This is a genomic window from Bacillus cereus group sp. MYBK108-1, assembly GCF_051917185.1.
Lineage (GTDB): Bacteria > Bacillota > Bacilli > Bacillales > Bacillaceae_G > Bacillus_A > Bacillus_A cereus.
Genome location: NZ_JBQAHZ010000004.1, coordinates 15,583 through 35,576, shown reverse-complemented (window position 1 = coordinate 35,576; position 19,994 = coordinate 15,583). Strand labels below are relative to the sequence as shown.

The window sequence follows — 19,994 nt, the reverse complement described above, 5'->3', positions numbered from 1 at the left end:
AATATTACATAGGCTAAGTCTAACATTACATTTTTAAAGTGAGGGGAATTAGCGTATGCACCAATATTGGTATTTGAAGTCACAGGGAAACGGGGAACAATATAATAACCAAATTTCATTATATTTACAGCCCGAAATAACTAAATCTGAGGTAATGAATGATTTGAAGCTTCCTGAGAATTGGAGTTACCGAGTCTATCCAGTTAGTTGGGATTCATCAGCCAATTATACGGGGTTCAATCCCCAACCTCCTCCCTTCTCTTTGGGGCAGCAGCCAATTAATTATGCAGGGATAATACCACAAGGTCACCCTGCTAATTGGACTCCATTACCAGGTCATGCAGGTTTTAATTTTCAAAAACCTCCCTTCCCCTGGGCGCAACCATTCAATCATACAGGGATGTTCGCACAAGGTCATCTTGCAGCTTTACTATCGCCGCCAGCCAAGCCTTTTCATTTCAATACCAATAACTCGGGTGTTTTTGGAAACCCTCCAGGATGGGGTGGTCCGTGGGCCCCAATAGGATGGGGAAATAACGGAGGTAACGGTCAGCTAGGACTGCTTGGAAACTTACTTACAGCAGGAAAAGGCACCATGAGTGGAATAGGAATGATCAGTAGTTTAATCGGGATGGGGAAGTTCTTCTTTTAGTTAATTAGAACAGGAGAATGTGGCTGTAGCTTTAATCAGCCACATTTAAGGACAGTAATCTCCCACCTAACTTCCTAGCATAGCATTCGCGGAAATTTTAGGTGGATATGTATTGTTACAAGTTACTGTTTTACTTTGAGTACTCCTTTACTTTCTTATCAAGTGCCTTACTATAAGCATCTTTGTTTTCCTGTGATAACTCATAAACTGCTTTTTTCCAATGCTCTCCGTCTACACCTGATAAAAATTCAGTACCTTTCATTGCAGCTTCTTGAATCTTCTGTTTATCTTCTTTACCAGCATCCTTAATTAACTTCGTTGCTTTTCTTGCCTCTGTTACCCCTTCTTGTATGGATTTGTGAATGTCTTTGTATGTATCAGGTACTTTTATGTGTTCCATATTATCTAAAATTTTATCTATCTCGTTTGATGTTTTTAAAACAGCTTTTGCTTTTGCTTTATCCTTTAAGGATTCTCCTAAGTTTAGTAATAGTTCATCCTTCTTAAATTGGAACTCTACCACTTGCTCACATATGTAGTACGGATACTGTTGTTCGGAAAGTATTGTTATTGCTTTACTAGTTTGCTCAGTCTTATGAGTAGAATCTTTATCTCCTACCTCGCATCCGACTAACAGCATAAATGGAACTGCTAACGTTACTAGTTTCTTTGCTCTCATTATGTATTCTCCTTGTGGAAAGTATTGTAAGTAATTAACATATCAAACTATAACATACATTACATTATGGTTCACTTCCATTACGCTTTTAAAATGTAAAATAAGAATACACCCCATAAGCCACAAATAAGATTAATAGAATAGAAATGCCGAGTACCGTATATATAATCCATTTTAAATTTGAATTCATATCATCCTCCTACCTCTCAATAATTCCAGTATATAACAAAAAAGCATTGGATACCCAATGCTTTTTACACTTACGCAAATAAAGAAGTATTCGCATATAAAGCTGGTGAACCACCTGAATGTACGAATAAAATATTGTCTTCCTTATTAAAATTACCTTTTCTAATTAAGTCGATTAATCCCGCTACTGCCTTACCTGTATACACTGGATCAAGTAAAATACCTTCTGTTTTCGCAAGTAACTGAACTGCCTCTACCATTTCCGGCGTTGGTAACGCATAGCCTGGTCCTACATATTCATCAAAGCACGTAACAGCGTCGCGCGAGATAAAGTTTGGAATACCAACATGTGCTGAAGTTTCATCTACAAGTTTTGCTACTTTCTCTTCTTGCTCAGCTTTTCCTCTACTTACATTAATCCCGATTACAGGAATATGGCTTTGTGTTCCAGAAAAACCAGTAATTAAACCAGCATGCATACCGCCGCTACCACTTACACAAACAACTGAACTGAAATCAATTCCTTGCTCAAATGATTGCGCCATAATTTCTTGCGCACAAGCAACGTATCCCATAGCGCCTGTAGGGTTTGATCCACCAACTGGAATTACATATGGTGTATTTCCTTTTTCACTTACTTCTTTTGCTACTTTATGCATTTCTTCCATCAGGTCTGCTCCGTTCGGTACAACAATGACGTTTTCAGCACCTAATAAGTGATATAAGAAATAGTTTCCGTTAAAGTCTCTCTTCTCTTCTGGCTCAAGCCCTTCCTCTAATACAAGAATACATTTCATTTTTTCTTTTACCGCAGCAGCAAGTGTCAGGCGGCAATGATTTGACTGAATACCACCAGCTGTAATTAACGTATCTGCACCATTTTCCTGTGCATCTGCAACTAGAAATTCTAACTTTCTCGTCTTATTGCCACCGGCTGTTAAACCAAGTAAATCATCTCGTTTAAAATAAATAGTCGGACCACCAAGTGCTTCAGAAAAGTTGTTTAACTTTTCAATTGGTGTATATGATTCTGTATATTTTTTTCTCGGGAATTTAGCTAAATTCATTGTAACGCTCCTTTTGTACTTCTTTCACAATATATGTAACGTTACTATTATTACACGTAAAAATGGTGAAGTCATCTTTCTCGGTTAAAAATGTATTAGAATTTCATTTTGATAAGTAAAACCGTATTAATGCTTTTAACTTAATTATGGTACATGAAATTTATATCAACGATTTTTTAAATATATCGTTCATTACTTACAATATATCAACGATTTTTCAAATATATCGATCGTAACTTGCAGTATATCAACGATTTTCTTAATATATCGATCTATCGACAAAAAACGACAGACAGGCAACCCCTTTCTCATCAACAAAAAAAGAGCCCACACATTCAAATGCAGACTCCCTCCAATCACTTATTTACCGAAAAACGAAGTAACTGCGTTAATCCCGCCTCTAAATTCATTTCACCTTTATGGCGTACGTATACAGTTTTATCTCCATCAAATTTCGGAGGATTTGCTTTACTATACGTATGCCACTCATTCGTTCCTTCTATAGAATACTCCATATATTCATTTGCACCGACAATTATATTTTTACGATCATCTGCCGTTACATTTGGTGCCATCTGCGCAATTTTTGAATCACTAATTAATAACTTCCTTATATCCTTATCACGTTTGTAATCGTAAGCTGTCACAATTACATCGTTACCATATGCTTTCACTTGTAACCCTTGTTTAAATGAATAGCCATCTGGAGCAGTTTTCTCTCCTCCATTTGGTCCTGCTGACATCCAGCCTGTTTCAATCCCGCCCGTATTTACAACAGTGAAACCTTTTTCATCTCCGCCTTTAATTTTCTTTTTACCAGCCCAGTCAGGTAAGTTTAAATCCCAATGCGTATGACTCGTGAAGAAAACAACTTGCGGATAGTCTTTTAATATATCGTACAATTTATCGACGTTTAAATAATCTTGTAAGTACGGCGATTGCCTTGATCCAGATACTGTATCAGGTAAAACGTGATGAGAGAAAATGAAGATTGGCTTATTTTTATCTTTTTGACTGTACTCTTCTAAATTTTGTTTTAACCAACCTAATTGCTCATCACTCATATATACTTCGTCCCACATTTTTGAATCGTGGTATTTCATATATTTTTCCGTTCCTAAAAATAGAAGCGGATAACCGTCTAATTCTTTTTTATGATATACCTTTTCTTGTCCACTAAATTTCAGATAGCGGTTAAATAAAGTTTCCTCATTTACACCATTTGGCCATGTACTTTGAGAGAGTTTTCCATCTGCTGTCCATTTACCAGCATAAAACTCATGATTCCCAACAGTAGACCATACATTTTCTGGATGCTTATTTTTATTTAACACACGCTTTACATCATCATATTGTGACTGTTGTCCAGTCGGCGTTATATCCCCATTCATAATAAGCGCTCTAGAAAGTGGCGTCACTTTGTTCATATCTTTTAGCACATGATCAAAATCCCCTAAATCCCCTTGAATATCACTAATAACATTAAAAGTTGTAGCTGATTTTCGGGCTTGCTCTTTCCCTTCCGCATGCACTGAAAACGTCGGTAATAATGCCGCCATAACTGCTAACGAAGCAACTGTCTTTTTCATACAAATTCTCCCCCTAATAATAGAATGTACAAACTGACATGTTCTGCTTTCTCTTAGGTGCTTGTCCAATTCACATTATAGGGGGTGATTGTAAAGATTAATGGAATAAAAAATTAAGTGTTTTTTAAGAGATTTTGTCTTTTTTACATACTCCATAGCGCTACCTTTTCAAGTATCCTATTAATATTAAATGAATGTAAAGTTACACGATAAATCTCTTGGTTTGGTATGTTGTATTTTAATCTATTTTACACTCTCTCAATAAAGCGCTTTACCCCTTCAAATTTTCTTCATTTAATCTGAATAACTCTTGTAAAATAAAATGTCCATTTTTTCTTATCAGTACATCATCAAACCAAATTTCACCACCTCCATACCCTGGTTTTTGAATGTTTACTAAATCCCAATGTATCGATATTCCCGTTGTCTGCATCATATAATAAATCTCGCATATTATTCATGGATGTAGTATATAAGGATTAAAAACTAGAGCATACTCTACAACTAGATAGATTTATTAAATGAAATAATTTTCCTACAGGGCGAAAAAATATTTTACACTGAATTTTCTGTTTATTTACCCCTTTAAGTTATATAATTAAGTAGTAATATACTTCACAAAAAAAGGATGGTGCCATGTATATGCAAAAGGAAGAATGGGTTCAAAGATTAAAAGAGGGTCGATATTATGTAACTTCTTATGAAAGTATCATGAAAAAGATACACAAACGTCCTAGCCGTATACCTGGGATATTAATTGCATTCGTATTATTGATGATCTTACCAGGAGGATTATTTAGTTATAATGATACAAGTAGTATGTTTATTATGTGGTTTTTTTTAATTGTATTTGTTGCTGCGTGGCCATCTATAATACACGTGTTTAGAAAATTTACTGCTTCTAAATATGACCCTCAAATTCAAGAATATGATCAAAAATTTCAAAGTAGTATACCAATCCCAATTAAGTATTTTTCAGTCAAAAAAATTGATGCATGTATAGTAGCGCTAGAAAGCGGAGCAGCAGATGATTTAAAAGAAGCTTTAGCAATCTGGCAAGTTACTAAAACAAGTACAGTGCAGCATACTTTGTTAGAAGAACAAAATACTCTTTTGAAACAGCAAATACGTACAACAAAACAGGCTGCAAATGCGGCAAGGGATGCGGCAGATGCTGTAGATCAACTCCGCCGTTAGTAATAGAAAACATAAAAAAAGATTCCTTCTGACAGTAGCACTCTACCATACTTTCTAACTCAGGACTTTTCACGTTGGTTAAAAGTCCTGAATCCGGTTATATCATTAGAAAAAAGACACAGAGATTCCTCTCCATGCCCACAAATCATCTACCTCTTCACCGCATGCACATAATGTACCGTCTCGAAAGCTTTCAAATAATCATTTCTTCCGGCAAAATATAATGTATTTATATCCTCTGGTGATAAATGCTCATAAATGAGTAAGCCCGCCTTCTCTAACAGTGCTTCCATTTCAGCATAAGAATAACATGATTTCATCGGTTCTCCGCCTACCGCAGCCATTTTCACCATATTTTCAACTCGATTGGACAGTCCCTTTTCTGTAAACAAGTTTTCATCAGGATAATCAAAAACGATAGAACTACCTGCCGGAACCATCTCGAATAAACATTCTAATAAACTAGCAAGTTCCTCTTTCGTTAAATAGTACGTAACACCTAAAAGGCTAAAGAAAGTCTTTTTATGTTCAAATCCTTCATTGCTTAACTGTTCATAGGAAAATCCTTTCGTAAAATCCATTGAAACAAAATGAAGGTTTTTTGGAACTTCAAGTTCTGTTTCTTTTATTCTTTCCTTCTTAAACACCTGCGTAGAAGGATGATCCACTTCAAATATTTCTATTTTATTTTCCAATTCTCGGTGTCTAAAACTGAACGTATCTAAGCCTGCACCGAGTATGACGTATTGTTTCGCTCCTAATGTAATTTCATGTAGTAATACTCTTTCACAATATGCAGCACGTGCTAAAGGTGTTGGTGATAATTGCACTTGTGTAATCCATTTTAATATTTCTTGTGGATTATCTTGAAACTGCTGTGCAATGTCTGTATTGAAGAAATGTATTCCTTGAACCATATTCGTTTCAATATTAATTCGTTCTTTTGGCGAAATGAACTCTTTAGCTACATAATCATCAAAGATTTTCGGATTATCAAATTCACTATGATATGCCCTGCTGAAAGCTGATACTAACGACGTTACACTTGCTTCACCTTGTTTCACGCACATACACTCTCCTTCATTTTCACAACAAAAATAGGGTTCCCCTGGCCAGGAGAACCCTATTATACACCTTATTTTTATATTGGTAAATTATAGCATAAATAAGTTTTTTTGTCAAGTTTTCAGCCTACTACGCTCCAACAATTTGGGTAATCTCTAGCAGGAAGATTTCGATCTACACCGAATATTCCAGTTTATAACAATACAAATGGAGGGCGTCATGAAAAGATTAGTCATCATTACAGTAGGAAAAACACACAGTAGAAAAACTACATTTGCAAGAGCATTAGAAAAAGAGTTACCCCACTCTTTCGTTATGGATCAAGATAATCAAGCTGAATTTATTAACACGCATTACGAAAAATTACAGCCGGCTAAAGGCCCTAATACATTTAAGCACTGTCTTTCTAAATTCATTGTTGATTATGCGAAAGAACATACAAATTTACACCTTATTATTTGTAATTCCAATCGCAGTAAAAACGGAAGATTCTATTTACTAAACGAATTATTTCCACAGAATGAATATGTACGCATATTAGTTCATTTTGACATTCCAGATGATGTACTTTACGAAAGAGTGGCTCGAAGCACGCGAAGTACGAATATTTTTAGAGGTGGATATTCTAGTTTCAAAGAAGTACTTGATCGACAACAAACTGAATCACTTCACGATGATGTGGTAGATCCTGTAGAAAACGAGGCTGATTATTTGTTTGTTATTCGCAATAATAAAGATGTAAGCTTTACTATAGAAGAAATTGTTCATCTAGCTAAAGGTTTATCCCCTACCCCAAATAAGAGATTATAAAAATTACATAATCATAGATTATTATGCAAATCCTTCCTCTAAGCGCCTAACATAGTATATAATAATAAGATAATCTACTTCTATATGCTCATTTTTACACAAAACAGTTCATGCATATGAAAGAAAAGAGGTACAAAAATATGAAAACAAAACAAACAATCGCTGCGTCTACACTAGCTTTAGCAATGATTGCTGGCGCGAACCCTGCTCATGCGGAAGTAAATGATGCTACTCCTCAGCAAAGTACGGGAGATCGATTAGCTGAAATTAAGCAACATAAACAAGAGTTAGATGCGAAATTGCAGCAACACAAAGAAAACGTGGATCAAACATTAAATGAACTTAACAAGGTTAAGGAAAATGTTGATACGAAGGTGAATGAACTACATGAACGTAAACAAGTTGCTGATGAAAAAATTAACGAGATTAAACAACATAAACAAGAGTTAGATGCAAAACTTCAGCAAGACAAACAAATCGCCGAAGATAAAATTGCTGAAATTAAAGAGCATAAAAAACAAGTAGAAGATAAAGTTGCTGAAGTAAAAGAGCATAAACAAAATATCGATAACAAAGTGAATGAGATTAAAGAACATAAACAAACTGTCGATGAAAAAGTGAATGAAATGAAGCAACATAAAGAGAACATTGATCAAAAGGTTAATGAACTTAAGGAAGTTAAAAAACAAGTAGATGAAAAATTAGCTGAGTTAAAGAAAGCGAAACAAACTGCTGAAGACAAACTCGCTGAACTAAAAGAAAACAAGCCGAATACTGGTAACACCTTAGAGGAACTTAAGAAAATTAAAGGCAATTTAGACAGTCTTTCCGCTAACTTAGAACTAGCTAAACAAGATGTAAAAAACAAACTAGCTGAATTACAAAAGGCTAGAGAAGATTTACTAAATAAAATTAACGAAATTAAACAATCGAAACAAACTGTTTCAGACGATTTAACAAAGAAAAAACAAGACTTAGATATTAAAATCAACGACTTTAAGCATACTGAGAAAAAAATTGACGACAAATTAGCTGAGTTACATACAACGAAGCAAAATGTTGATAACAAGATTAATGAAGTATCACAGTCTAAACAAACGCAAGCAGATAATGGTACTAAAAACAATAACGCTAAAGAACTTCCTAACGCTGGTAGCGAGCAATCAAACAATATGGCTCTAGGAATGCTATCTGTATTAGGCGGGATTTTATTACTTACTCGTAATAAAATTAAAACGTTATTCTCTAAATAAATCCATTAAAAAAAGGAAAACCGCACATACATGTACGGTTTTCCTTTTTTTATATTAACTGTCCATCTCGAAGCGTCAATATACGATCACATACATCAAGCATTCTTTCATCATGTGTAATCATAATTGCTGCTTTTTGGCTCTCTTTCACTTCACGTTTCATCATTTCAACAACTTCACGTGCGCGTTTTGAGTCTAAGCTTGCCGTTGGCTCATCCGCTAATATTAAATCTGGGTTGTTCATGAACGCACGAGCGATTGCTACCCTTTGTTTTTCCCCGCCAGATAGTTGATTTGGATAATGATTCTTTCTTTCTCCTAATCCAAATGCCGCTAATAAATGATCTGCACGCTTTTCGGATTCTTGTTTATTTTCTTTTTTTAGCTTTGCAATATAAAGCAATTGTTCTTTCACATTTAAATATGGAACAAGGTTTGCAAACTGGAAAATGAAGCCGATTTTTTTCAAACGAATATCTGTCATTTCCTTTTCTGATAACTGTGTAATATTTTGCTCACGAATGTAAATATCCCCTTTTGACGGTGATAATAATGCACCCGCGATTGATAATAACGTACTTTTCCCTGATCCAGAAGGACCGACGATTCCGATAAACTCTCCAGCTTTCACATCAAGCGACATCGGATGAAGGGCTGTTACTTCCGTATTCCCTTCTCCGTACACTTTACTTACTTTGTCTAATTTCAATAATGAAGTCATTACATCCCGCCTCCAATTGCTTCTAATGCATCAACTTTTAATACTTGGTATAACGAAATAAGTGTTCCTAAAATACTAATTACGATAAAGATTGCTGCGTATTGTGCAATCATCGGTGTTGTTAATAAGAACGGCATACCCGCTGGTAAAATTTGTTTTAATCCTTGTACAAGAACGATACTAATTACCATCGCAACGACTGATAAGAATAACGCCTGTACGACTAAACTATTTGCTAAATACGAGTTCTTCGTACCAATTGCTTTTAACACACCTAATTGCTGTGTTTTTTGTAGTGTAATAACATAGAAGAATACACCGATTAATAACGCAGCGATCACAAGTAAGAACGCAATGATCATCGTTAATGTTCCTTGCTCTTCTTTAAATCCTGGAATACTTTGCAGTACTTCTTTTTTATCGATAACGTGAGCATTTTTAATTTCTTTATCTGTGTTAAGTGCAATTGCACTATAATCTTTTTGGTTTGGTTGTGAAATAGATCCCCATACGTCTTCATTTACATAAACGACTGGTGTATGGCTAAACATTTGATCTTTCGTAAATCCGACGATTGTAAATTCTTTCTTTGAAACAGGATCGATAATTGTATCTCCAATATCGATTCCCTTCTCTTTAATCGATTCATCAGCAACCATCTCGTTGTTTGCTGTACCTAATTTCTCACCTTTTACAATGTTCGGTTCTAAAAATGAATCTCGTTCGCTTGAGAAAATAGCGATATCAACCTTTTTCGAACTATCTTTCTTTTCATATGTTGAAACTTTCACACGAAACGGAACTGCCTCTTTCTCACCTACTTGACTTACTACGTTATCTACATCGTCTTTCTTAATTTGTGAACGAAGTAATTTATTTTCCGCATCATCTGCTAAAACGAACTTATTTGCCTCCATATTTTGAATCGATGAAGCATTATCATATGATAATCCATTTGCTAATCCTGAAATAACAAGGACTAAAAATGATAATAACACCATAATCAATCCGATTAATCCGTATCTTAATTTTGATTGTTTTAATTCACGCAGAGCTAAAAACATTTCGCTCGCTCCTTCCTCTTTCTTTCTATGCACTTATCATAAAAAAGAAATATGAACGGAATATGAACAGAAGATTACAGAGGAAAGATTAAATTTTCAGAAAGTATTGAAAATAAATAGAATCCTTGATACAATTCAGTCAAATAATATTGACCGAGTAATTTTATTCAAGGAGTTGATCATTTTGAAGCCCATGTTCACACTAACTACCTATAGCCAACTAAAAGCAATGAGCGATCCACTACGTGTCGAAATGATGATGCGTCTATGTGAACGTCCTTATACAGGACAACTACTATCTGAAAAATTCGGCATTCCAAGGGCGAAAATTCATTATCATTTAAAAGAATTAGAGAAAAATGGCTTTATAGAAATCGTATATACAGAAGAAAAAAATGGCATCGTTCAAAAATTTTATCAATCTGTCGCTAGAGGCTTTACCCCTGCTGCCGAACTATTACCTCATTTAGAAATAGTAAGTGAATCAGGTCGCCAAATCTTTTTACAAATGACGGAAAGAACGAAAAGTCATATTCTTGCTGCACCCGAAGAAGCTTTTACATTAAGAAAAGAAAGTGAAGACCCGGCTGAGTGGAATTACGTTTCATCTTGCTGGGAGTTTGATGCTACGCCAGAACAATTTCAAGTGTGGGTGAAAAAATTTCATCAATTGATGGCTGAATTAAATGAAATCGCAAAAGACGCGGATAAAGATCCAAATAGTAAATCTTATTACATTTCTACTACTGCACTTCAAATCGCAGAGAGAACAATGCAGCAATTTGTTAAAGAAGAAGAAAAATCGTAATACGATTTTTTTTTACATAAACGGTCAAATTTATTTTACCGAATAAATTTCTTATAAAGGAGTAGATTAAATGGACATATTGAAAAACCGGAATTTCCTCTTATTATTTTTAGGGAGAATTTTTACAAACATAGGAGATAGCTTGTACTACGTAGCAGCAATGTGGCTCGTATATAAGCTAAGTGGTAATCCTTTTTATTCTGGATTGGCTGGTTTCCTTACGTTACTACCTTCTGCATTACAATTTCTTACCGGCCCATTCGTTGATAGATGGCCAATTAAAAACACCCTCGTCATCACACAAGTTTTGCAATGCATTCTTATATTAATCATTCCTATTACACACTACTTCGACCTATTAACAGTCCAACTACTACTCATCATCATGCCCATCGTAGCCTTTATCGAACAATTCGCCTATCCTGCACAGTCAAAAGCTTTACCACTTCTACTGCATAAAACACAATTATTAAAAGGAAATTCACTCTTCTCATTTGCATATCAAGGCATTGATTTAATTTGTACAACTCTTTCTGGAATATTAGTAGCACTATTTGGCGCCATTACTTTATATGTAATCGACTCCTTTACATTCGCGATTACTGCCCTTTTGTTCTTTTCATTAAAAATGCCAAAACAAACTGAAGCAGACACAACACTTTCAACTAAACAATATTTTACTGATTTAAAAGAAGGGTTTTCAATCGTATTTCGTTCCTTAATGGGCGTCTTCTTAATCGGTTCCGTTGTCGCTAATTTTTCAATCGGTATGACGATGGCCATACTCCCTTCTTTCGCTGATTCTTTAGGCGGTGTAAAATTATATGGTTTCTTTTTAGCCGCTATATCCGCCGGTTGTTTAATTGGAGCACTATTCAGTTCATGGGTTGGTAAACATAATGTTGGCCGTGTCTCCATTATTAGCTTTGCAACTGGCGCTTTCTTTTGGTTTCTCTCTACAGTTGTACCGTTTCAATGGTTATCCATTTTTTTATTCGGCTTAGCTTGGATACCAATTGGTGCGACCAACATATTATTTGCGACTATTGGTCAAATTGTAATTCCAAATCAATATCTTGGGCGTATCAATTCAGTCACACGAAGCATGGGCACAATTGCTATGCCACTCGGCTCTTTAATTGGCGGATACACTGCGAATGTATATAGTAGCCAACTCATTTTCGCGCTTGCTAGCATTGGGATTTTATTCATTTCCCTCGTATGGCTACTTCATCCGAAATTACGGGCTTTTCCAAAAGCTGATGAAATTACAGCGGATACTTTTGAGCTTCGGTTTAAGGAAGAACGCGGGAAAGGTGCGGCTTTATAGCAACCAAACATAACCCCGTTCTAAATTGGGGACGGGGTTAAAAATATAATAATAAAGTCGTTTGAATATCTAAAATTTATTCAACAATAGCACCAACTAAAAGGTTCCGTTAACGCTTTGATGGCCATGCCCCCTGCATTTTCCTTAATTGAATAATTTGGCCTGTATGATAAGCATCATGAAGCATGATGTCCAGTAATTTACCTTCAAGTGAATTTTGTTCAAGCTCTCTTTCAGAAATTGCACTTAATACCTGTCTTAAATTACGCTGAGCATTTTCAGAGCGTTCAACGACTTCCTTCCATTCCGTATCATTATTAGATTGCTTAGTCAGATAAAAGGTGTCATTACCGTCAAGATTATGTGTCCATTCACGTCCTTCCAAGTTTGCAGCAAGTCTTTCTTTGTAATAAGTGAGATGATTAACATTCTCCCAAATGGTATTCGTTGTCTCTCCAGCTGGTTTCCACATAGCCTGTTCAGCTGTAAGTCCTTCTATAGCATGTTTAAACGGTGCATACCAACTCTCTTTATCGAATGTTGAATCTAGTTTATTTAATAACAAGTCAATTCGTTTCAAAGTAATTTCCTCCCTACACAGTTCAAGTTTTAATACACTTCCTCTAACTCTGTAGAGATTCTACATTTTTAAATAAACTTCCTCCTAATCCCACTCCATAAACTCATCCGATTATGCAATTAAAATGACTCATATTTTTTCATTTTACACGTATACTAGCGACAAAAAAAGAAGAGGCTGTTCCCAAACAGCCTCTTTCATCTATTTAGGAAGTTCAACCCGAACAGTCGTCCCTTCCCCTTTCGTGCTATATACCGAAACGGTCCCTTTATGCAGTTCAACAATCTTCTGCACGATTGATAATCCTAAACCGCTACCTTCTACGTTTCTTGCCCTTGCTGTATCTACTTTGTAAAAACGGTCAAAAATACGATCCATTTCTTCTTTTTCCATACCGATTCCGTTGTCTGATATAGAAATTATAACGCTAGACTCTAACTCTTCCACGAAAAACTCAATCGTTCCACCATCGTTTGAAAACTTAATGCTATTCGTGAAAATGTTACTCCATACTTGATGAAGTAAGTTTTCATCACCTTGTATTGTAATGTCTGGTACATCAAATTCAACGGCGATATCTTTCTCACGCCATTTCCATTCGAGCATAAAAATAACGTCTTTAATTTGCTTCTGCAAATTGAATTCTTTTATTTGTAGAACTTTCTCCTCCTTATCTAATGAAGCGAGCGTAAGTAACTGTTTACATAAACTAGACATTCGCTTACTTTCGCCCTCAATAATTTGTAAGTAATGATTTCTTTCTTCCTCACTCATCTTTTCTGTTTGCAACGTTTTTGAAAAACCTTGTATGGAAGAAAGCGGCGACTGGAATTCATGTGAAACGTTCGAAACAAATTCTTGTCTCATTTCATCTAATTCTTTAATACTTTTCGTCATCTTTTGGAAGCTTGTAGATAACGTTCCTATTTCATCTTTTCGTTTTACGTCTAATTCAATTTTATATTCCCCACTCGCAATTTTTTGCGTAGCCTTCGTAAATTTACGGATTGGGCGAACGATATAACCTGCTGCAATCGCTATAAAGATAATGCTTAATAGTACGATAAACCCAAGTAATACCGCTAAGAAAATTCGCATTTCGCCAAATTGGTTCTGAATGTCGGGGCGAATAAATAACGCGTACTGTTTATCACCGTGCTTTACCGGTACACCGACACTATTTATTAATTCATTATCGAAAAAACCGGTAATAAATAGGCGAGTCGGATATGTAGAAACACCATTAAATGTTTCACCTTGCAATACTTTATGGACTGTATCATCACTTATCGTCGTCTTACGAAACGCATTGCCGATACGCTTTCCATTCTTTTGATCATCGACAATATAAATTTCATACCCTAACTTTGCAATAGAATGCAAATACGTCTCTTGATTTTCTTCACTTTGCTTTTCATATAACGATTTAACTTCTTCCGCATACTTTAAAATCTTTTCACTATTATACGGTTTTAACTTCACTTGATAATATACGTTCGTTAATAAAAAGCCGATAATACTACTAAGTAGCATAATGCCGACCGTCATAAATACAAATCTAGAATATAGTGATTTCATCTTATTTCAACTCCAACTTATACCCGAGGCCGCGCACCGTTGTAATTTGAAAATCATCCGTTCGTTTTGAGAAACGATCTCGTAGTCGCTTCACATGAACATCAACTGTTCGTTCATCTCCTTCAAAATCCATTCCCCATACTAATTCAATTAATTCTTCTCTTGAAAATGTTCTCCCAGGATAACTAGCTAGTTGTGATAATAATTCAAATTCCTTTAAAGGAAGTAAAATCGTCTGGCCGTTACACTTTACTTCAACACCTTTACGATCAATTGTCGTTCCATGGAGTGTAATTATGTCAGCGCTCAGCATTTGATAACGGCGTAATAAAGCTTTCATACGGAAAATGACTTCAGCTGGTTCAAATGGTTTTACAATATAATCGTCCGTACCAGAAATGAATCCTTTCTCTTTATCGACTAACTGATCTTTCGCCGTTAATAAAATAACAGGTATATCATGATACTTCCGTATTTCTTCACATAACGTATAACCATCAACGAAAGGCATCATAATGTCTACGATCGCAAGATGAATATTTTCCTTCTCTAATACTTCTTGCGCTACCTTTCCATCTTCCGCCTCAAAAACTTTAAATCCCTCTTTTTGTAAATGATAATGCAATAACTCTCTAATATGTTTATCGTCATCAGCTAATAAAATATGTATCATCTTCATTAAACCCTCTCTCGTTCATCCTTCTACATCACTACATTAAGAAACAATTAGATTTTTTGCAAGAAAAAGAAAAGGATTCCTTAGAAGATACTCTTGTTATCATTGTGGTCAGCTGCTTTATTACTCTTATAACTTGGTGATGTTGTACTCTGGTGTACGAATAAGTGATCTATTACTTTTTTAGTAAGTGGCATAAAGAAATTCAGTAATAGCCCACCTAAACAAACAGTTAATATAGTCCCAACACCAATTGGTCCATGTAAAATCGTTGCCATTATTAAGAATATAAGGTAAATACATGTTCGTGCTATAAAGATATTCGTTCTAGTTAATTCTTGTATGATTAAAGTTAATCGGTCAATTGGAATGGGAGCAAAATTTGTTTGTAAATATATTGCAGTTCCTAATCCTGTAATAACTAATCCGATTCCAAAATAAATCATTTTACTGTACCATATTTCAGGTGTAATTAAATTGCGTAATAAAAATAGCCACACATCAATACCAATACCCGTTATGAATGCTGTTAACAACCCTAGTACCTCTGGTTTTTTTCTTTTTAATATCGAATTACAATATATTAATAATAAAGCTATTATTATTTCCCAGCTTCCCACAGTAAGCCCCACATTTAAAGAAAGTCCTACTAAAAGTGCATCAAAAGGTGAAGTGCCAAAATCTGATTGTATTGTGAAAGAAATACCAAGGGTTAATATTAAAATTCCTAATACATAAAAAACATACTTCATTTTAATCAACCTCTTCATCGTTATTTTTGTTGCATTTACAATAAAAATATTTTATATTAAATGTAATTTCAAATTGTTGCATTTGCAATAAAAATAAAAGATAAGGAGTTCATTATGAAAGAAATTCTTCGTGAAATTGGCATGATTGCAAGGGCATTAGATTCTATTAGTAATATAGAATTTAAAGAATATGAGCTTACAAAAGGTCAGTATTTGTACCTTGTGCGAATATGTGAAAACCCAGGAATCATTCAAGAAAAGCTATCTGAGATGATAAAAGTAGATCGTACAACCGCAGCCCGTGCTATCAAAAAGCTTGAACTCAATGGATTTATCGAAAAGAAAGAAGATGAATCTAACAAGAAAATCAAAAAACTTTTCCCAACAGAAAAAGGGAAAAACGTCTATCCTTTTATTAAAAGAGAAAACGATTATTCAAATACTGTTGCATTAGAGGGATTTTCGGAAACAGAAGCGGAAACTATTTCTAACCTTCTTCAAAGAGTAAGAAAAAATATAGAAAAAGATTGGGAATTTGTAAAAAAGGGAAATAAGAGAAATTATTGATTATATAAAGGAGCGAACTATTCAAATGACTACACATACAGAAAAGTGCACCCTTAAAGATATACACAGACTTCAAGAAATTAGTTATGAAACATTTAATGAGACTTTTAAACATCAGAATTCACCCGAAAATATGCATCATTATTTGGAAAAGGCATTTAACTTAAAGCAATTAGAAAAAGAATTATCCAATATCTCTTCTCAATTCTTTTTTGTCTACTTTAACGATGAAATTGCTGGATATTTAAAGGTCAATATTGATGATGCTCAGTCTGAAGAAATGGGCAATGAATCACTTGAAGTAGAGAGAATTTATATAAAGAGCTCCTTTCAAAAACATGGTCTTGGTAAATATCTACTAAATAATGCTATTGAAATTGCAATAGAACATAATAAAAAGAATATTTGGCTAGGCGTATGGGAGAAAAATGAAAATGCTATTGCTTTTTATAAGAACTTAGGTTTTGTACAAGCTGGCTCTCATTCCTTTTACATGGGCGATGACGAACAAGTTGACCTTATAATGATCAAAACACTCATATAACTTTTTTTGAAAGGTGGGCTATTATGTATATTCCAAAGTATTTTAAAGTCACAAATCTTGATGAAATTTGGGATTTTGTTCAAAAAAACTCTTTTGGAACAATCGTCACAACAAAAAAAGAAAAACCAATCGCAACTCATTTGCCCTTTGAATTAACTAAACAAGGTGATGACTATTTTATTACTGGACATATGGCTTATGGGAATCCTCAGTGGAGAACATTTGAAACTTGTGAAGACGTTCTTGTAATATTTCAAGGACCACACTCTTACATCTCTTCTTCTTGGTATGAACATGAAGAAGTTCCAACATGGAATTATCAAGCTGTCCATATATATGGTAAAGCAAGTATTTTAGATAAAGAGGAATTAATAGATGAATTAACAACAATGCTGAAAAAATATGAAGAGCATCGTGAAAATCCAGTATTATGGGATAAACTTTCCCCTACTCTCTTAGAAAATGAACTGAAAGGTATAGTTGGATTTAAGGTTAAGGTGGGAGACATCCAGGCTGCATATAAATTAAGTCAAAATCGAAATGAGACGGATTATATTAACATTATTGAGAAATTGTACGATGAAGAAAATCCAGATGCAAAACAAATGGCGGAACTCATGGGGAGTAGATTAAAAAATCGCATATAACCCATTGTTATTCAACTCTCACATTTTAAAATTAAAGAACAGACTGGAGCGCTTTATCGGCGGTTTTCTTTAGAACGTAAAAGATTGAACTGAAAGTGACTGGCGTTTAATTAAAAAAGAATCTATTTTGAAAACAGATGATTCAAAATAGATTCTCACGTTTTAGTATTAAGATTATTTTAATCAAAAACAATTTTTAAGCCTTCGAAATATCAACAAATCCTTCTCCGAATACGTCACGAACATCGTGTATAGCGATGAAGGCAGCCGGATCTGTAGTTTGAACAATCCGCTTTAGCTTCACTACTTCTTGCTTATTAATAACAACATAAAGAATTTCCTTCGGCGTTTTCGTGTAATAGCCATGCCCTGAATATACAGTAACCCCTCTGCCCATTAAAGTAGTCACCTTCCCGGCAATTTCATCTGGTTTATCAGAAATAATCGTAATGGCCTTTTTCGGATTTAAACCTTCAATTACAAATTCCATTACTTTCGTTCCTACATATAACATAATAATTGTCAGCATCAGTTTTTCTGCACCAATGATGAAATAAGATGAAAACGCAACGATTAAATCGAAGAACAGTAGACCATAGCTAATACTCCAGCCTAAGTATTTATGTGTCATCCTCGCTAAAATCGTAGTACCTGCAGTTGTTCCACCAACGCGAATGATGAGACCAATACCACACCCGATAAATATTCCACCGAAAATGGCATTTACGAGCATTTCATCAGAAGCAATTGTCCATCCTTCTGTTAAATGAAGAAATAGTGAGTTCGTAACTACAGCGATAATCGTATAAATTGTTGTAATCTTATTTAAAAATTTATAACCGACTATTAACAAAATCGCATTTAAAATTAAGTTCACTAAACCTGGTGACCACTCAAATAAATAGTACGTAATAATCGTGATACCTGTTACCCCGCCCTCACCAAACTCATTCGGAATAACAAATAAATTGACACCTAACGCAAAAAGAAATGCACCGATAATAATAAAAATAATGTCTGTCGTTCTTTTTTTCATACAGTACCTCACTTCTTATGTAAATATTTATTCTGCCATAAACTCTCACTATTATATCGTGGAATATTCAAATCGAACAGTGGTTTGTTTTTATTTTAATATAAGATAAAAAATCAACATTATTTATTATGTACTGCAAATAAAGTTTTGATTTCACCCGTAATTTACTCTTAAAAAGAAATGCTAAACATTGACTTGCACAAATTTCAAATAAAAAAGTACCCATCTCATTGTCATACGCAATGAGATGGGTACTGCATGATACATTTAGTTTTCACATGTATTGTTTGGAGAAAATTGCAAATAACGACCTATACTCGCCTTATTAAGACCAAATCCATACATCATCATTATTTTCAGCGTTCGTCTTTGCTTCATGAACTTTTTCAATATGATCAACTGTGTTCCAGTTAATAGAAATACCACCCCAGCCCACATACTCCATATCAATTTTCACTTTCTCACCCACATTAAATACTTGTCCCTTTGTTAAGAAAACATCAATAATATCTTTCTTCCCATTTAGCGATGGATACTCAACTACAACATATTTAGTAGCACCGTCTCCCTCATCTTCCATCGTTCCTACTTTTGATACTTCTCCAATTACATAATTAGGTGAGCCATCTTCTTTCATGTGCATACCTAACTTGTTTGTTGTATTTTCAACTGCAGTTGCAACCATATATTCTGTAAAATTACGCATCATAGATCCAGTAGCTTTTACTTCATCTCCTACTTTCACGTTTGAAAGTGAATCAATATACACACTAACAGGTTCCTCATATTGCTTAGATTTTACAACAATTACACCGTTATCTACTTCTACTACTCGTCCTTCTAACGTCGAGAAGTTCGATTCAATAGAAGCTGCACTTGCTTTTGTTAGTTCTAATCCTGGTACATTTGTTCCTGATAATGCTGCGATCCCTAAAGCACCTGCTAAAATTATTTTTTTCATACCCATATGTAACATCTCCATTCATGATGATTTTATTTTTTTGATTGGTATCGACCAACCTGTAATCATTATAGTTACAGGTTGTGAAAATAACAACCGTTTTCCTCATGCAATGATGCATACTGTGATTTTCAAATATAAATTTTAACAAAAAATGTTTGTAGATTATTCCTATATTCAGCACTAATACTAAATTCTCAAATTACAGCAGGTGAACTTATTGGAGGCG

The 19,994-nt window shown here is 34.6% G+C and carries 21 protein-coding genes and 1 pseudogene; 9 read left to right on the top strand and 13 right to left on the bottom strand.

Annotated features, from left to right (window positions below):
- The first annotated feature begins 55 nt into the window (after nucleotides 1–55).
- The gene (locus ACTFSL_RS08520) at nucleotides 56–652 is read left to right on the top strand and encodes a hypothetical protein (protein ID WP_440041508.1); all 597 of its coding nucleotides are present in this window, start codon (nucleotides 56–58) and stop codon (nucleotides 650–652) included.
- A gap of 130 nt (nucleotides 653–782) precedes the next feature.
- Here the strand turns inward: ACTFSL_RS08520 and ACTFSL_RS08515 are convergent, their stop codons facing one another.
- The 4 genes and pseudogenes from ACTFSL_RS08515 to ACTFSL_RS08500 form a co-directional block, all read right to left on the bottom strand.
- The gene (locus ACTFSL_RS08515) at nucleotides 783–1,331 is read right to left on the bottom strand and encodes a hypothetical protein (RefSeq protein ID WP_121868451.1); all 549 of its coding nucleotides are present in this window, start codon (nucleotides 1,329–1,331) and stop codon (nucleotides 783–785) included.
- A gap of 260 nt (nucleotides 1,332–1,591) precedes the next feature.
- The gene (locus ACTFSL_RS08510; RefSeq protein WP_001046615.1) at nucleotides 1,592–2,587 is read right to left on the bottom strand and encodes a D-cysteine desulfhydrase; all 996 of its coding nucleotides are present in this window, start codon (nucleotides 2,585–2,587) and stop codon (nucleotides 1,592–1,594) included.
- A gap of 356 nt (nucleotides 2,588–2,943) precedes the next feature.
- The gene (locus ACTFSL_RS08505) at nucleotides 2,944–4,176 is read right to left on the bottom strand and encodes a DUF4073 domain-containing protein (protein ID WP_440041507.1); all 1,233 of its coding nucleotides are present in this window, start codon (nucleotides 4,174–4,176) and stop codon (nucleotides 2,944–2,946) included.
- Between the two features lie 271 nt (nucleotides 4,177–4,447).
- Nucleotides 4,448–4,675, bottom strand: a pseudogene (locus tag ACTFSL_RS08500) (aminopeptidase); the annotation flags it as partial.
- A gap of 137 nt (nucleotides 4,676–4,812) precedes the next feature.
- On the opposite strand from ACTFSL_RS08500, the gene ACTFSL_RS08495 reads away from it, so the two are divergent.
- The gene (locus tag ACTFSL_RS08495; protein WP_440041506.1) at nucleotides 4,813–5,373 is read left to right on the top strand and encodes a hypothetical protein; all 561 of its coding nucleotides are present in this window, start codon (nucleotides 4,813–4,815) and stop codon (nucleotides 5,371–5,373) included.
- Between the two features lie 149 nt (nucleotides 5,374–5,522).
- Here ACTFSL_RS08495 and ACTFSL_RS08490 read toward each other — a convergent pair whose 3' ends face one another.
- Complete coding sequence (locus tag ACTFSL_RS08490) at nucleotides 5,523–6,443, bottom strand: class I SAM-dependent methyltransferase (protein ID WP_440041505.1); 921 nt, start codon at nucleotides 6,441–6,443, stop codon at nucleotides 5,523–5,525.
- Nucleotides 6,444–6,657: 214 nt separating this feature from the next.
- On the opposite strand from ACTFSL_RS08490, the gene ACTFSL_RS08485 reads away from it, so the two are divergent.
- Both ACTFSL_RS08485 and ACTFSL_RS08480 read left to right on the top strand, forming a co-directional pair.
- Entirely contained in the window at nucleotides 6,658–7,248 is a 591-nt protein-coding gene (locus tag ACTFSL_RS08485; RefSeq protein ID WP_440041504.1) for an ATP-binding protein, read from the top strand.
- A 140-nt stretch (nucleotides 7,249–7,388) separates the two neighbouring features.
- The gene (locus ACTFSL_RS08480) at nucleotides 7,389–8,501 is read left to right on the top strand and encodes an LPXTG cell wall anchor domain-containing protein (RefSeq protein WP_440041502.1); all 1,113 of its coding nucleotides are present in this window, start codon (nucleotides 7,389–7,391) and stop codon (nucleotides 8,499–8,501) included.
- Nucleotides 8,502–8,550: 49 nt separating this feature from the next.
- On the opposite strand, the gene ACTFSL_RS08475 is transcribed toward ACTFSL_RS08480, so the two are convergent.
- Complete coding sequence (locus tag ACTFSL_RS08475; RefSeq protein WP_053564001.1) at nucleotides 8,551–9,222, bottom strand: ABC transporter ATP-binding protein; 672 nt, start codon at nucleotides 9,220–9,222, stop codon at nucleotides 8,551–8,553.
- A complete protein-coding gene (locus ACTFSL_RS08470; RefSeq protein ID WP_440041501.1) occupies nucleotides 9,222–10,286 on the bottom strand; it encodes an ABC transporter permease in 1,065 nt (354 codons plus the stop codon). Before ACTFSL_RS08470 ends, ACTFSL_RS08475 begins: the two co-directional genes overlap by 1 nt.
- 184 nt (nucleotides 10,287–10,470) lie before the next feature.
- On the opposite strand from ACTFSL_RS08470, the gene ACTFSL_RS08465 reads away from it, so the two are divergent.
- Nucleotides 10,471–11,094 (top strand): ArsR/SmtB family transcription factor, encoded by a 624-nt coding sequence (locus ACTFSL_RS08465; protein WP_048538247.1) that lies wholly within the window; start codon nucleotides 10,471–10,473, stop codon nucleotides 11,092–11,094.
- Nucleotides 11,095–11,164: 70 nt separating this feature from the next.
- On the top strand, nucleotides 11,165–12,424 hold the full coding sequence (locus ACTFSL_RS08460) for an MFS transporter (protein ID WP_440041499.1): 1,260 nt from the start codon (nucleotides 11,165–11,167) through the stop codon (nucleotides 12,422–12,424).
- Nucleotides 12,425–12,533: 109 nt separating this feature from the next.
- Here ACTFSL_RS08460 and ACTFSL_RS08455 read toward each other — a convergent pair whose 3' ends face one another.
- The 4 genes from ACTFSL_RS08455 to ACTFSL_RS08440 form a co-directional block, all read right to left on the bottom strand.
- Entirely contained in the window at nucleotides 12,534–13,004 is a 471-nt protein-coding gene (locus tag ACTFSL_RS08455) for a DinB family protein (protein ID WP_000820996.1), read from the bottom strand.
- Nucleotides 13,005–13,205: 201 nt separating this feature from the next.
- Complete coding sequence (locus tag ACTFSL_RS08450; protein WP_438882621.1) at nucleotides 13,206–14,582, bottom strand: sensor histidine kinase; 1,377 nt, start codon at nucleotides 14,580–14,582, stop codon at nucleotides 13,206–13,208.
- A 1-nt stretch (nucleotide 14,583) separates the two neighbouring features.
- A complete protein-coding gene (locus tag ACTFSL_RS08445; protein ID WP_000781966.1) occupies nucleotides 14,584–15,261 on the bottom strand; it encodes a response regulator transcription factor in 678 nt (225 codons plus the stop codon).
- Nucleotides 15,262–15,341: 80 nt separating this feature from the next.
- The gene (locus ACTFSL_RS08440; protein ID WP_086396818.1) at nucleotides 15,342–16,010 is read right to left on the bottom strand and encodes a YczE/YyaS/YitT family protein; all 669 of its coding nucleotides are present in this window, start codon (nucleotides 16,008–16,010) and stop codon (nucleotides 15,342–15,344) included.
- Between the two features lie 114 nt (nucleotides 16,011–16,124).
- Here ACTFSL_RS08440 and ACTFSL_RS08435 point away from each other — a divergent pair, with 114 nt between their 5' ends.
- The 3 genes from ACTFSL_RS08435 to paiB are packed head-to-tail and all read left to right on the top strand — an operon-like array spanning nucleotide 16,125 to nucleotide 17,768.
- Nucleotides 16,125–16,577 (top strand): MarR family winged helix-turn-helix transcriptional regulator, encoded by a 453-nt coding sequence (locus ACTFSL_RS08435; protein ID WP_326263613.1) that lies wholly within the window; start codon nucleotides 16,125–16,127, stop codon nucleotides 16,575–16,577.
- 25 nt (nucleotides 16,578–16,602) lie between these two features.
- Nucleotides 16,603–17,121 (top strand): GNAT family N-acetyltransferase, encoded by a 519-nt coding sequence (locus ACTFSL_RS08430; protein WP_153581400.1) that lies wholly within the window; start codon nucleotides 16,603–16,605, stop codon nucleotides 17,119–17,121.
- Nucleotides 17,122–17,144: 23 nt separating this feature from the next.
- Nucleotides 17,145–17,768: a protease synthase/sporulation negative transcriptional regulator PaiB gene (gene paiB, locus ACTFSL_RS08425; protein ID WP_103622163.1), complete on the top strand. Its 624-nt coding sequence runs from the start codon at nucleotides 17,145–17,147 to the stop codon at nucleotides 17,766–17,768.
- Nucleotides 17,769–17,964: 196 nt separating this feature from the next.
- Here paiB and ACTFSL_RS08420 read toward each other — a convergent pair whose 3' ends face one another.
- Together ACTFSL_RS08420 and ACTFSL_RS08415 are read right to left on the bottom strand one after the other, a co-directional pair.
- Complete coding sequence (locus tag ACTFSL_RS08420) at nucleotides 17,965–18,804, bottom strand: YitT family protein (RefSeq protein WP_000747497.1); 840 nt, start codon at nucleotides 18,802–18,804, stop codon at nucleotides 17,965–17,967.
- Nucleotides 18,805–19,129: 325 nt separating this feature from the next.
- On the bottom strand, nucleotides 19,130–19,771 hold the full coding sequence (locus ACTFSL_RS08415; protein WP_061457452.1) for an ATP F0F1 synthase subunit alpha: 642 nt from the start codon (nucleotides 19,769–19,771) through the stop codon (nucleotides 19,130–19,132).
- Nucleotides 19,772–19,994 lie beyond the last annotated feature (223 nt).